Here is a 14242-nt window from a genome sequence, read left to right on the forward strand (position 1 = left end):
AAATGTCTACTTATTTTACAATAGTCGCTTATTTAACCAATATTCTTTATATCTTGGTTTTCATTGTTAAAAATTAGAAGGGTCCAAACAGACACACGACCGATAAACAGCAACTCTTACCACGAAAATGTGTGAAGACTCGCCTCTGATTCATGATATAGTAACTGCATCTTCTACATGGAAGTTCGCAGAGCAAGAGCAATTTCGACTTGAGCTTTTTTTGAACAAGTGGTTGCCAAAATAAACGCTCAAAGTAATGACGAATTGTCCTGGTCAATAGAAGAAAATGGACTCATATTGGTGATGTCATAACTATATAGAGATAGGCATGAGAGATACAACTACTTTATTCATTTTGTGGTTTCTGGCAAGCGCCAGTCCCTCTTCTCGTGCTACGCCTTCAGAGGCGATAGATGTCTCTGAGCTGACCGATTACACCCTGTTAATTCTCTATCTGCTGGTATTGATATGCGGGCTGATTTTTTATGGTCTGCGACGCCATCGACAACACCGCCACTCCCTCAAACAACTACAAAAATCCAAAGAACAACTTGATTGGGCTTTATGGGGCAGCGGTGATGGCTTGTGGGATTGGGATATCAAAAACGGCATTGTCAGCCGTCATGGTATTACCCAAATGTTGGGGTATAAAAACGACGAATTCAAAAACACATCGGCACAATTATTTGAGCTGATGCATCCTGACGATGCTCAACTGGTTGATGAAAAAATGAACCAGCACCTGTCAGGCAGTTCACATCACTTCGAAGCTGAATATCGTATAAAAACGAAGCAAGGCGACTGGCGCTGGATTCTGGACAGAGGGAAAGTCGTTGCCCGCGATCAAAGTGGTAATCCTATTCGGGCAGCAGGCACGCAAAAAGACATTACCGAAAAGAAACGCGCAGAAAATGAATTGCGCCTGGCAGCCGAAGTGATTCAAAGCATGAACGAAGCAGTAGTAATCACCGATAACTATTTTCGCATTCAACTGGTAAACCATGCTTTTACTTGCTTAATGAAAAAAGATGAATCAGAAGTTATCTCGCACACACTGCAGCAATTTTTCTCGGTTCGTCATGATGATGATTTTTATAATGACATCATCAAAACTGTTAAGCTCAAAGGGTCATGGCAAGGCAACCTGTGGCAAAACAATGGTGGCTCTCACGAAATCCTGACCCAGATGGAAATCAAACGGGTTACGCCATTTAAAAAAGAAAGCGAATACTTTGTTGCCATATTCTCTGACATAACAGAAAAAAAACGAACAGAAGAACAGTTAATTTATCTGGCAAATTACGACACCCTAACCGGGTTACCTAATCGCGCGCTCTTTCATAAGCGATTAACCGAGTCCATTCAGAATGCTCATCGTTATAAAGAAGGCATTGCATTGCTTTGTGTCGACCTGGATAACTTTAAACAAATTAACGACTCTCTTGGGCACGACGTAGGTGATCAAATATTGCAGACGGTAGCAGTCAAACTGAAGCAGCTGCTTAATTTTCATAATTCAACCGTTGCACGCCTAGCGGGTGATGAATTCGCCCTACTCGTATCGTCGGGTAAACAACAGAGCGATACTCTGCAACTGGCCAGTTCAATCATTGCCACCTTTCAGCAACCCATTCGTATTCAATCTCACGAAATCACCATCAGTCCCAGTATTGGCATTTGCTGTTATCCAGAAGACGGTCCTGATGCGATTACTTTGTTACGTAATGCCGAAAGCGCGATGCACTATGCCAAAGCTCAAGGCCGCAATAACTTCCGTTTCTTTACCGAAGACTTGCAGATGGCAGCACTTAGAAAACTGACCGTAGGTAACCATTTGCGTAGAGCACTGGATAAACATGAGTTAGAACTGGTCTATCAACCCAAAGTGAATTTGGAAGATGGAAAACTCACCGGCGTAGAAGCCTTACTGCGCTGGCATAATACCGACGTTGGTGCTATTGAACCTGACGAATTCATTAGCATCGCCGAAGAAACATCGTTGGTAAACGAAATTGGATTATGGGTGCTTAATGAAGCCTGTCGTCAGGCGAGAAGCTGGCAATTTACAGGTCGTCGAATTCCGGTGTCTGTGAATATTTCGACCAAGCAATTTTTACAGCCCGATTTATACAAAACCATTGCTAACGTATTAGCCGCCAATGATTTGTCTCCTCAGCTGTTAGAGTTAGAAATTACCGAAACCATGTTGATGGAAGATCCCGACAGCGTGATCACAACACTCAACCAGCTAAAAGAAATGGGTATTCAAATATCGATTGATGATTTTGGTACCGGCTACTCATCTCTGAGCTATCTTAAGAAACTGCCTATCGACACACTCAAGATAGACAAAGCCTTTATTGCAGATTTCACTCAAGATGATGACATTGCGATCACCCAGGCGATTATTTCTCTTGCTAATAGCTTGCGCTTAAAGGTGATTGCAGAAGGGGTAGAAAATCAGGAGCAGTTAGATTTCTTGAAAAATGCCGGTTGCATGCAGGCGCAAGGTTATCTTATTGCGCCTCCCATGACCGCACAAGAATGCGATATCTTTATTAAAGAAACTCAACCCGCTTTTGTAACCGATAGACACTTGTTAGTAGATTAAGCTCTACCGTTTTATTCTGATGCTTTATAGCCCCAGCGCTGGGATAAGTTATGATCAAGCTTAAGGTGATCCATAATACGCGCCACCATAAAATTCACACAGTCTTCGATAGACTGAGGTTTATGATAAAACCCCGGTGCCGCGGGCATGATGGTCACGCCCATTTCGGACAAGCTCAACATGTTACGCAAATGAATTGTTGAAAAAGGTGTTTCCCGAGGCACCATAATCAACTGGCCTCTCTCTTTGATCACAACATCCGCAGCGCGTTCAATTAAATTATCGCTGGCTCCATTAGCAATGGCCGATAAAGTTCCTGTACTGCAGGGGCAAACAATCATCTGCTGAGGTGCAGAAGATCCTGATGCGGTTGGTGACATCCAGTTTTGAGTGCTATGAATCTCAAGATTCCCCTCACCCAATGCCGTTTGTTCGGTAATAAACTGAGTCGCTTTTTTAACATTTTGCGGCACCGACCAATCCATCTCGGTCGCGAACACCACTCGTGCAGCATCAGACAACAGCAAATAAACGGTGTCATAATGGCAACGCAACTGACGTAGCAACTCGATACCATAAACGGCTCCTGATGCCCCGGTCATTGCTAAAGTTATCGCGGATTTCAACGTCCAAACTCCTGCTCTAAAGCGGCCAGTAATTTATCGTAAATGCCACCGAACGCACCATTGCTCATCAACAACACATGACAACCTTCACTGGCCTCTTTTAATATTAGCTCAATGACAGCATCGACCTGATTAACAACGGTGATATTGTCGTCATGCTGTCCCCAATCCTGGCTCGAAGGATCATGAATGATGGCGTAATCCGCTGCCGCTAGTGCAGGAATCACCGTGTCGTTGTGATGTCCCATGCGCATGGTATTAGAGCGAATGTCCACAACCGCAATCAATCGCTGCTTACCTACTTTGTTGCGCAACCCGTCAAGGGTCAACTTTATCGCCGTAGGATGGTGAGCGAAATCATCATAAACACAAATATCGGCAACCTGGCCTTTAAGTTCCATGCGACGTTTGACGTTTTTAAAGCTCGCTAAGGCCTCAATGGCATCTTCGATACGCACCCCAGCGTGATGAGATGCCGCGATAGCGGCCAGTGCATTCGATACATTGTGCTCACCAATCAATGACCAGTTAACCTGACCAACCGTTTGGTTGCGATAAATCACATCAAACTGACTGCCATCTTCTTTGATTAAGCGAGCCTGCCAATCACCGTTCTCTCCTAAGGTTTGCTCTGGTGTCCAGCATCCTCGTTCAATCACGCGCTCTAGCGCTGGCTCGTTATCAGGACGAACAATCAATCCGTTGCCAGGAATAGTACGAACAAGGTGATGAAACTGAGTCTCGATGGCTTTTAGGTCGTCAAAGATATCCGCGTGATCAAACTCCAGATTATTGAGTATGGCGGTTCTTGCTCGGTAATGAACAAACTTGGAACGCTTATCAAAAAATGCGGTGTCATATTCGTCAGCTTCCACCACAAAGAAGATAGAGTCCGTCAAACGGGCAGAGACACCAAAGTTCTCAGGTACACCGCCAATTAAAAATCCGGGATTGAGGTCATTTGCCTCGAGTATCCAGGCAACCATACTGGAGGTTGTAGTTTTGCCATGAGTTCCAGCAACCGCGATAACCCATTTGTCCTGTAAAATATTTTCGGCCAACCATTGAGGCCCAGAGCCATAACGCAAACCACGCTCAAGAAGATGTTCTACCTCTGGATTACCTCGAGAAAGCGCATTGCCAATAATGGTTGTATCCACATCCTCTTCAATATTCTCTGCCGAGTAGCCTTCTTTGAGCAAAATTCCAGCCTGTTCCAGCTGTGTACTCATGGGAGGATAACAATGTTGATCCGAACCGGTTACGGCGACCCCTTTTTGTTTTGCCAGTTGAGCGATGCCCCCCATAAAGGTTCCACACACACCAGAAATATGAATTTTCATAAATATTTTAACCTTTAGATAAATCTGCCTGCGAAGGTTTGATAACTTGCTTTTGGCATCATAATCAAAGCCTGCATAAATTCCCAGCCGTGACTCATGGCGTAGTGCTAATTTCTGCGCCTAAGTCACAAACAAAGGCGCAATCAAATAAGCAAGCACCATATTAATCAGCGTTAAGCCAATCACCAGACCAAACGCTTTTAGCATCGTCAGCTCCAATGCTTTATGGTAAATAAAAGTACTGACCGCCAAACGCCAGATATAAACAATTTGTACAATAATAGATGCCTCTGCTGGCAGCGAAGGCCCTTGAGCAAACAGCGCCACTATCAATAGCGGCAAGTAGATAATAATATCGGTGCCCTGTAAGGCCGTAAGCGTTTGAACCGTTCTTTCGGGCTTACTAAAAGCCCACATAGGCATAGCTCGAATAACCACATGAAGGACAACTAACACTCCACCATAAACAGCATTAAAGGATTCGCTAATTGACCAGATCCCCCATTGCATTGCTGCCGCAATCAACAATGTCAGGGCTAGAACAGAATAAGAGAAAGCCAGACCAGAGGGAGTCCCACGTAATAATGCCAGACTCCAGAACTTTTTAATTTCGCTATTCAATCTAAAAATCTTACCTTATTTAAAAACACTTGAGTGTTCACTTTTCAACCAGAACAATCTTCGCTAACCGCCCCAGGTTCTAACCCATCAATCACTTTTGCAAGCCAAGGTCGAAAAAAACGCCACTAATGCCCTAGATTCTGAGGATACATGATTCATTCGTTCTCGATATCCTCTATAATTATGCCGAGAAAATGACTCGATAGCCAAGCATACAGGGGATACTGATGGCTCGCACAAAAAAATACAACGCTTTTTACGCTCAATCAGGTGGCGTAACAGCAGTAATCAATGCATCTGCTTGTGGTGTAATAGAAGCCGCTCGAGAGCATAAAGACAAAATTGGAAAAGTTTACGCTGGCCGCAATGGCATCATCGGAGCGTTAACAGAAGATTTAATTGATACTAGCAAAGACAACAAAAAAGCGATTGCAGCTCTCAAACACACGCCTTCTGGTGCTTTTGGTTCTTGTCGCTACAAGCTTAAGAGTCTTGAAGAGAATCGAGCTGAATATGAGCGTCTGATCGAAGTATTCAAAGCACACAATATCCGCTACTTCTTTTACAATGGTGGTGGCGACTCAGCAGATACCTGCTTAAAAGTATCACAACTGTCTGAGCAAATGGGTTATCCGATCCAGGCGATTCATATTCCTAAAACTGTCGACAACGACTTGCCTTTTACCGACAACTGCCCAGGTTTTGGTTCTGTTGCTAAGTACATTGCCGTTTCTATTCGAGAAGCAGGTTTTGACGTAGCGTCAATGGCAAAAACCTCAACCAAAGTGTTTGTAATGGAAGTGATGGGACGACACGCTGGCTGGATTGCTGCCGCAGGTGGATTAGCCGCCGAAGAAGAAGGCGATTCTCCACACATCATTCTGTTCCCAGAAATTGCTTTTAACCAAGAAAAATTCCTTAAGCGCGTTGACCGTTGTGTTAAGAAATTTGGTTACTGCGCCATCGTAGTATCTGAAGGTGCGGCCTATAAAGATGGCACCTTCTTAGCAGACGCAGGTTCTGTTGATGCTTTTGGTCATAAACAGCTGGGTGGTGTAGCACCGGTCGTCGCTCAAATGGTCAAAGAAAAGCTAGGCTACAAATATCATTGGGCTGTTGCTGACTATCTGCAACGCGCTGCTCGACACATTGCTTCTGCAACCGATGTGGATCAAGCCTATGCTGTTGGTCGTGCTGCGGTAGAATATGCTTTGGCGGGCAAAAACTCGGTGATGGTCACTATTGATCGTAAGAAAACCAAGCGCTATGGCTGGACCATCGGTGAAGCACCGCTTGATAAAGTTGCGAATGTCGAAAAAATGATGCCTCGTAACTTTATTACCAAAGATGGCTTTCATATTACTGATGCGTGTCGTGAATACTTAAAACCACTGATTGCTGGTGAGTCTTACCCTCCTTATAAAGACGGACTGCCTCAATACGTGCGTCTTAAAAATGTAGCGGTTGAAAAAAAGCTTAAAAAGAAATTTAAAGTGTAAAAGAGAAGGCAGCTCTAAGAGCTGCCTTTTTTTGTTGGTCAGATTAGCGTTAAGCATTCCCTTCTAAATTAAACTCCAGTGTTACTTGCTGCCCTGACATATAAACGCCTTTACCCTCTTCCTTCTCTGGTGAATACTTCCATTTTTTTAAAGCTCGAATCGCGGCTTTATCAAAAATACGTTTAGGCTCCGACTCAACCACACGAACATTGGTCGTGTAACCCTCTTCGTTCACATCAAAAGACAACTTAACCCATCCTTGTAACCCTTTTTTTCGAGCAATCATAGGATACTCAGGTGCAATTTGTACTTTAGGTGTTAGCGAAGTGCTTTCTCCCATTGAAGAAAAATCAGTCCCAGGCGACATGGGAATATCTGGAACTGAAAACGGCGGCAAAGACGGTCCTGCAGTTCCTATGTCAACAAGAACGACTTTGGTTGGCTTCGGCGGTTTTTTGCTCGCTGGTTTTGGATCGGGTTGAGGTTTGGGCACCTCTTTTTTCTCTCGCTTTGGACGCTCCTTTACTTTTAAATCAGATTCATTAATATTTACTAACCAGTTGGCATCAGGAGTGTCCTTTCCTTTTTTATATTCCTTGGCAACAACCATCTGGCTCATACCTAACAACAAGCCCATTACAACCACGGCTGAAAAAATAAAAGCTACGATTAATCTCATTATACCCTCCCGTAGTAATAAACAGAGTCAAAACAATATGACTCTATTAATAACTAACGAGCGTATATTTTAAAAAGGGTTAGAACCTAACTACCATTGACTACGAGACAAATAGTGAGACTTAATAACACTGTTAAATATTCGAATAATTTTGGGTGAGTAAATACGTTCGGCTTCTTCATTAATTGCTTTTACCGCAGCGAATAAACCTTTTTTGTACCCCAGGTCTCGACAGGAAAATATCTTGTCAAAAAAATGAGACACTAATTGGATGATTTGAGCGCCGGGTACGATATCTTTATCCTTAAGTTGTTTAGGGAATCCTGTGCCATCAAATTTTTCTTGTGACTGAAAAATCATTTCTGCGGCTATATTCCACCCAGGCATTCGACTGAGCAAACCACCCGCAGTAAAAATTCGTCGTTGTGCAAAGTCTTTTTCGTTTTCTGTTTTGGCTTTTCCAAAAAGGCTTGATAGCTCGAAGCAGTACAATGCGGCCGTTAGCTGTTCCTCATCGACTGCCATTCCCATGGACTCATTCAACACCAAAGACAATTGGATCATATTTTGAACTTTAGAACGAACATCTGGAAACATCTGACTCTGACAATCGATCAGATATTGAAAGAACTCCATATCCGTCGCATCAAAAATACTGAATACACTCCCTTCACTATCAGCTGCGGCAATAAGATCAAGAGAGTAATGACCATCGGCAATCGCCGAATCAGCACAACGAGCGATGGTGGGTCTTCGCTCATCACCTGCTTCTCTCACTTCTTTTATCAGTTGGCGAATACCGCTTAGTGCTTTCTCATCAGCCTGTCCGGTTGCAATAGAGTCGCCCAAGAGCTCAACAACACGATTGCAGCTTGATACAAATAAGGTCGCATACGCAGAGTTGTAAGGATAGGCTCCATTCCGGACATCCTGAACCATCTCTTCAATAAAGTGCAAGGCGTCAACATACATCGGCAAAAACACCATGTTGCAGTTGCCTTTAATCGTATGGATAGCACGAAACATTCGATGAATAAGTTCCTCAGACTCTCCATCGCCCATCTCTTGAGTGCAATCTTTTAAGTCTTGCAAGCAATCCTTAACGTCAGAGTAAAACTCCTGTTTTACTTCATCTTCGAGCTCGCCAAACTCATTTAGAGTAACCATCGCATTCATAGTAATGTAATAAGCCAAATCAAACCGTCCATGGAAAGTATGGCAAAAGATTCAAGAGTTTGCAGAGCCAAGCCACCTACTCAGCCCCACAAATCTCAAATTAAAATTAAACAACCCTTCATCGGCTTATTTCAACAACGGTGCAATCACTAAACTCACAATAGCCATAACGTTGATTAAGATATTCATCGCAGGACCAGATGTATCTTTAAAAGGATCGCCCACCGTGTCACCAACGACCACAGCTTTGTGTGTTTCGGAGCCCTTACCACCCAGATTGCCTTTTTCGACATACTTCTTGGCGTTATCCCAGGCTCCACCCGCATTCGCCATGGTCAATGCCAACAACACACAACTAATAAGCGCACCGCCCAACATGCCTCCTAATGCTTGCGCTCCCAGAGCAAACCCCACAACCATGGGAGCAAATACGGCAAGCGCTCCAGGCAACACCATCCGTCTTAGCGCTGCGGTGGTAGCAATTTCTACACAACGGGCGTTATCAGGTTCTGCGGTTCCTTCGAGTAATCCAGGGATCTCTTTAAACTGGCGTCGAATCTCTTTGATCATATCGAAAGCCGCATCTCCCACCGCACGCATAGTAATGGCGCTGACTAAGAAAGGAAAAATGCCTCCCAGGAACATCCCCATCAATACCATGGGATCATTGATGCTCAGGTTAAAACCATCAATATTCTTTGAGACCACCTCGATATAGGCAGCAATAATGGCTAACGCGGCTAATCCAGCGGCACCAATCGCAAAACCTTTTCCGATAGCCGCGGTTGTATTACCTACTTCGTCGAGACCATCAGTAATCGCGCGAGTCTCTTCACCGAGGCCCGCCATTTCGGCAATCCCGCCCGCATTATCGGCGACAGGCCCGTAGGCATCGATGGCCATGGTAATCCCAACAGTCGCCAACATGCCAACAGCACCAATACCAACTCCGTAAACGCCAACCCCTTCTGGCAATAAGGAGCTACTCACAAAAATAATTCCTGCAATCGTTAGTACAGGAATAACCACCGACTCCATACCAATCGCTAAACCAGAAATCATAACCGTGGCAGGTCCTGTCTCACCACCGCGAGCAATGTCTTCGATCGGTTTGCCACCGGTGTAATACTCGGTGACGAGACCGATGATGATGCCGCCAACCGCACCACAGATAACACAGAACCAAATATTGATGTTGAGGTTTAAGAAACTCACAACACCATAAGCAGCCCCAATGAGCAGCACTGTTGCGCCTATAGTGCCAAAACGTAGCGCTTTTGCCGGTTCTGAAGCCGACATAAACTTCACCAGAATAATGCCGAGAATCGAACAAATTAAACCAACGGAGGCTAAGGCCAGAGGTAAAAACATCAGTTTTTCAGCAGAGGTAGCACCTGGCGATAGCTCAGCAACTGTTGCCACCGACATGGCTGATGCAATAGCAATCGTGGCAATCATAGAGCCGCAATAAGACTCAAAAATATCAGATCCCATGCCAGCCACATCACCCACGTTGTCGCCCACATTATCGGCAATCACACCTGGGTTTCGAGGATCATCCTCGGGAATACCCGCTTCCACTTTACCCACCAGATCAGCCCCTACATCAGCACTTTTGGTAAAGATGCCGCCACCTACACGAGAGAATAGAGCCACCGTTGATGCGCCCATACCGAAGCCATGTATCGCTTCGGCATGCTCAGGATCAGCGCCAAACAATAAGTACAGTCCGCCCAGACCAAGCAATCCCATCGCTGCGACGGTAAGCCCCATGATTGAGCCACCAAAGAAAGCAACCGACAAAGCTTGGGATGCCCCTTGTTGATTCGCTGCCACCGTAGTACGAACATTAGCATGAGTTGCTGTGTACATTCCTATATAGCCAGCTACAGCCGAGCACAGCGCCCCAACAATGAATGCGACAGGCGTATGCCATGACTGAAAACTCACAAAAAGAAATATCGTTAAGGCAGCAGCAAACATAAACAGTATGCTGTACTCTCGGCGCATAAACACCATGGCACCAAGGTGAATGGAATCCGCTATCTGCTGAACTTTTCCTGTTCCAGCATCCTGCTTTTTGATAAATCCAAAAATAAGGAAAGCAGCAATAAGACCAATGCCTCCCATTATCGGTGGCATCAATAACAAATCTTTCATATATCCCCCAACAGACCCTGAACAACTCCCAAGTAAGGAGCAACAACCGCGATGAACATCTGCCCACTAATGAACAGACACCAACAATCGTCGACTGACAAGTAACACTGCCGGGGCTTTTTTGCCCGTCACTTCTGACTATTTTTTTATTTATACCCAAAGTATTTCAAGGTGCAGGTAGGCGACCAGCAAGCGAATCCCCTGAACTTAGACGCACTAAGTGATTGGGGTGAGTGCGCGCAGCCAACACCGCTGCACCTTGAAAGGCGACGGGTATGGAACTCACTGTGACAGATTTTGACCAGGAAGGAATATCCCAATAAAAAGAAGTTCTATCGGATACAAATCCTGCCGTATTAAGCCAAAGATCGAATAATTACTTAGTTTTTTATAACTTGAATCATAGTCGGCTCAGGGAATAAAACCATATCTAAACTGTATATTATTGTTTTTACTGATTTTTTATTAATTAACGCTAGTAATTTATTTTGCGTTGCAAGATGGTTATAATACGCGCCGTCAAGAATATAAAATAATCAGTTGAGCGAAATATCATGAGTTTGAATCTAGTCCCTGCGGGAGCCAAACTTCCGCACGAAATTAACGTTATTATCGAAATTCCAGCCCATGCCGATCCGGTAAAATATGAGGTTGATAAAGATTCTGGTGCTATGTTTGTTGACCGTTTCATGGCGACTTGTATGCACTACCCATGTAACTACGGTTATGTTCCTCACACTTTGTCTGAAGATGGCGACCCAGTTGACGTTTTGGTTCCAACACCTTTCCCTCTATTGGCGGGTTCTGTGATCAAGTGTCGTCCTGTTGGCGTACTTAACATGACCGATGAGTCAGGTACTGATGCTAAGCTAATCGCTGTTCCAGTTGAGAAGCTGACACCTATGTACAAAGACGTGACAGACATTGATGAGGTTTCAGAATTACTACGTAACCAAATCGAACACTTCTTTGAGCACTACAAAGATTTAGAAGCTGGTAAGTGGGTTAAGATTGACGGTTGGGCGAATGCCGAAGCCGCTCGTAAAGAAATCGAAGCCAGCGTAAATCGTTACGAAGAAAGCAGCGACAAGCCTGCATTCTAAGAATGATTTTTCAATAAAAAAGGGGACGCACAGTCCCCTTTTTTATATCAGTTAAAAATACTATTTTAACGCAAACTTCGAAGCCTGTTGTTTCAACACCTGTCGGCGCATAATACTGATTTGAGCTTCTAATCCAGCCAGAATATTAGTAAAGACCGAATCCCCGCGAATATTATCAAAGGTAGGATCTACCTTTGCCATCCACACATCCGTCCAGCCTTCTTGCACGGCTTGATTAAATAGCCTTAGCGCTTCATCAGTATCTCCTTTCATCGCCGCCAAAGACGAATAGAAATAAGTAAGATAATGATGGTTAAAGCCATCGGCTTTACGCTTATCCAGAAGCTTTACCGCGTGATCGAGCTGAGTGTTCGCTTTAACATAATCACCAACTAATTGATGAGCACGAGCGAGCATCAACTGGGTGCGAATTTCCTGCTCCATATAATACTTTTTCTTCTGCTTTTTCAGCTTGATGTAGGTATCTAACGCACTGGATAAGAACTCAACACCCTGCTTAGAATTATTCTGCATCATGGCAGCGACACCACGCCAAAATGACTGACCTGCGAGCATAGAATACTTATTGTATTTATGAGTCTCGTCTTCCAAGTCAGGCCAGTTTTGCTGCGTAAGCTGAATGAATTCATCCTGCTTACCTTGAGCCATAAGCAACATCGCCTCAAGATCGAACAGTTGCATAAAGTATTGCTCAGACGTTTTCTTATCTTTAAGTCGTGCCAGCTGAGAGCTGGCTTCGTCATAAAGCCCTAATACAATCAGCAATCGAATTGACTGGATAGGCCAAAATCGATCATCTTGCGCCAACTCAGCAGCTCTTAAGTAAAGGCTGAATGCCTGGTCTAACTGGCCGACGTTATAACTGACATCCGCAGCCAAATTGTAAGCATTGGGATAGTTAGGATCCGTTCTAATCAGGGCGTTAAATACTCGCATAGCCGACTGATAGTTACCCTGCCATAGCAAATCCTGACCATAGTTGTATCCTGCGACCCGCGATTGAGGATCAAGCTCATAAGCTTTTTTATGGAACTGGGTTCCTTGTTCCCATTGACCTTTCTGCTGCAATATACTGCCGTACCACATATAAGCCTCGGCATAGCTTTGGTTTATATCCATCGCTTTTGCCAAATGCACCTGGGCTTTATCAAGCAGGTTTTCTTTTTCGTCGCTGTGTCCTGACTTTTGCCACAGATACAGTCCCATAACCGCATGAACATCGGCAAGCTCAGGGTTAAGCCCTAATGCTGTTTCCAACGCAGGCCAGGCAGCTTGTTGAGCATCACCAGGTTCTACCAGTTTATAGCTGGCCTGGAGTAAATAGCTTTCTGCCAATCCGGCATAGGCTTCGGCGTATCGGTTATCAAATTCAATCGCTTGCTGAAAACTATTGATAGCCGCTTCAAATGACTGGGCAGTCCGTTTTCTTAGTTCACCCTGGCCTTTGGAATACTCAGCAAAAGCATCCAGATTCTCAGTCCCACGATATTCGAGCCCGATGGGAGACTCACCTAACAATTGAACTTTAAGTTCTTGCAAAACCAAGTTGGCAATTTCATCTTGAATAGTAAATAGATCTTCGAAGTCTCTATCCCAGACCTTTGAAAACAAGTGACTATCATCACTGGCATTAATGAGCTGCGCCGTCACTCGCAAAGTCTCGCCAGAGCGGCGAACACTACCTTCTAATATATATTGAACCCCAAGTCGTTGAGCGATGGTTTTAATATTGATATCGGCATTTTTATATTCAAAAGACGAGGTTCTAGCAGATACCCGTAGTTCTTTTACAGACGCGAGTACATGCAATAATTGCTCTGACAGTCCATCAGCAAAGTGTTCATCTTGAGTATTATCACTAAAACTATCGAAGGGGAGCACCGCAATCGACTTGCGATTAGAATCATCCAACATAGCCGCCACTTTTTCAGCAGCCATCGGCGTTGGCGTTGATGGTGTTTCAGTCAGGGTTTCTGGCTCAGTGGATAATCGGTCGGCCGCTCCGCCAAGATATAACCCAGCAACTAATAACCCAACCAGTACAATAACGCCAAACTCAATACCTCGCTCAATTTTGAATTGACGCAGCTCCGATGCAGGAATTGTTTTTGATGATTTATGTAGATCGAACAACCAAATAATGGTGATAACAACAGGAAACGCGGTGACTGCGAACAGCACCGCGTAAGGAACCCATGGATTAAAAAAGACATCAGCAACCTGTATCACACCCCAGGCCAGAGCCAGGTATAGGGTTGCCCACTTAAACAGTTTTCGATGTCTTAATTCACTTATAACCGTTTGCACTGATAACCTTTTCTGAAACAACGATTTGGTATTGAGTCGCTAGCAAAAGATTAATTGCTTGTTTCCTACAATGTATCTTTGTATTGACTCCAACAA

Annotated in this window: 10 protein-coding genes; 3 read left to right on the forward strand and 7 right to left on the reverse strand. The window is 44.4% G+C overall.

Annotated elements, in window-relative coordinates; genetic code table 11:
* Positions 1-328: 328 nt before the first annotated feature.
* The gene (locus tag NH399_RS19250) at positions 329-2611 is read left to right on the forward strand and encodes a GGDEF domain-containing phosphodiesterase (protein WP_253042818.1); all 2283 of its coding nucleotides are present in this window, start codon (positions 329-331) and stop codon (positions 2609-2611) included.
* An 11-nt stretch (positions 2612-2622) separates the two neighbouring features.
* On the opposite strand, the gene NH399_RS19255 is transcribed toward NH399_RS19250, so the two are convergent.
* The 3 genes from NH399_RS19255 to NH399_RS19265 form a co-directional block, all read right to left on the reverse strand.
* On the reverse strand, positions 2623-3213 hold the full coding sequence (locus NH399_RS19255; RefSeq protein ID WP_253042916.1) for a flavin prenyltransferase UbiX: 591 nt from the start codon (positions 3211-3213) through the stop codon (positions 2623-2625).
* Positions 3214-3233: 20 nt separating this feature from the next.
* Positions 3234-4580: a UDP-N-acetylmuramate:L-alanyl-gamma-D-glutamyl-meso-diaminopimelate ligase gene (gene mpl, locus NH399_RS19260; protein WP_253042819.1), complete on the reverse strand. Its 1347-nt coding sequence runs from the start codon at positions 4578-4580 to the stop codon at positions 3234-3236.
* 120 nt (positions 4581-4700) lie between these two features.
* Complete coding sequence (locus NH399_RS19265; RefSeq protein WP_253042820.1) at positions 4701-5201, reverse strand: hypothetical protein; 501 nt, start codon at positions 5199-5201, stop codon at positions 4701-4703.
* A 227-nt stretch (positions 5202-5428) separates the two neighbouring features.
* On the opposite strand from NH399_RS19265, the gene NH399_RS19270 reads away from it, so the two are divergent.
* On the forward strand, positions 5429-6700 hold the full coding sequence (locus NH399_RS19270) for a 6-phosphofructokinase (RefSeq protein WP_253042821.1): 1272 nt from the start codon (positions 5429-5431) through the stop codon (positions 6698-6700).
* Between the two features lie 49 nt (positions 6701-6749).
* Here NH399_RS19270 and NH399_RS19275 read toward each other — a convergent pair whose 3' ends face one another.
* The 3 genes from NH399_RS19275 to NH399_RS19285 all read right to left on the reverse strand — a co-directional run bounded on the left by NH399_RS19275 (position 6750) and on the right by NH399_RS19285 (position 10715).
* The gene (locus NH399_RS19275) at positions 6750-7379 is read right to left on the reverse strand and encodes an energy transducer TonB (protein WP_253042822.1); all 630 of its coding nucleotides are present in this window, start codon (positions 7377-7379) and stop codon (positions 6750-6752) included.
* 90 nt (positions 7380-7469) lie between these two features.
* Complete coding sequence (locus tag NH399_RS19280; RefSeq protein WP_253042823.1) at positions 7470-8573, reverse strand: HD domain-containing phosphohydrolase; 1104 nt, start codon at positions 8571-8573, stop codon at positions 7470-7472.
* A gap of 108 nt (positions 8574-8681) precedes the next feature.
* Positions 8682-10715 carry a sodium-translocating pyrophosphatase gene (locus NH399_RS19285; RefSeq protein WP_253042824.1) on the reverse strand — a complete coding sequence of 678 codons (2034 nt, stop codon included), beginning with the start codon at positions 10713-10715 and terminating at the stop codon, positions 8682-8684.
* Positions 10716-11269: 554 nt separating this feature from the next.
* Here NH399_RS19285 and ppa point away from each other — a divergent pair.
* A complete protein-coding gene (ppa, locus tag NH399_RS19290) occupies positions 11270-11818 on the forward strand; it encodes an inorganic diphosphatase (protein ID WP_253042825.1) in 549 nt (182 codons plus the stop codon).
* Positions 11819-11878: 60 nt separating this feature from the next.
* On the opposite strand, the gene NH399_RS19295 is transcribed toward ppa, so the two are convergent.
* Complete coding sequence (locus tag NH399_RS19295; protein ID WP_253042826.1) at positions 11879-14146, reverse strand: tetratricopeptide repeat protein; 2268 nt, start codon at positions 14144-14146, stop codon at positions 11879-11881.
* Positions 14147-14242 lie beyond the last annotated feature (96 nt).

This window comes from Pleionea sp. CnH1-48, assembly GCF_024124665.1.
GTDB lineage: Bacteria > Pseudomonadota > Gammaproteobacteria > Enterobacterales > Kangiellaceae > JAMXSB01.

Coding starts and splice junctions, on each gene's coding strand:
- NH399_RS19275 (WP_253042822.1), bottom strand. CDS start 7,379: ATGAGATTAATCGTAGCTTTTATTTTTTCAGCCGTGGTTGTAATGGGC.
- NH399_RS19255 (WP_253042916.1), bottom strand. CDS start 3,213: ATGACCGGGGCATCAGGAGCCGTTTATGGTATCGAGTTGCTACGTCAG.
- NH399_RS19250 (WP_253042818.1), top strand. CDS start 329: ATGAGAGATACAACTACTTTATTCATTTTGTGGTTTCTGGCAAGCGCC.
- ppa (WP_253042825.1), top strand. CDS start 11,270: ATGAGTTTGAATCTAGTCCCTGCGGGAGCCAAACTTCCGCACGAAATT.
- mpl (WP_253042819.1), bottom strand. CDS start 4,580: ATGAAAATTCATATTTCTGGTGTGTGTGGAACCTTTATGGGGGGCATC.
- NH399_RS19270 (WP_253042821.1), top strand. CDS start 5,429: ATGGCTCGCACAAAAAAATACAACGCTTTTTACGCTCAATCAGGTGGC.
- NH399_RS19285 (WP_253042824.1), bottom strand. CDS start 10,715: ATGAAAGATTTGTTATTGATGCCACCGATAATGGGAGGCATTGGTCTT.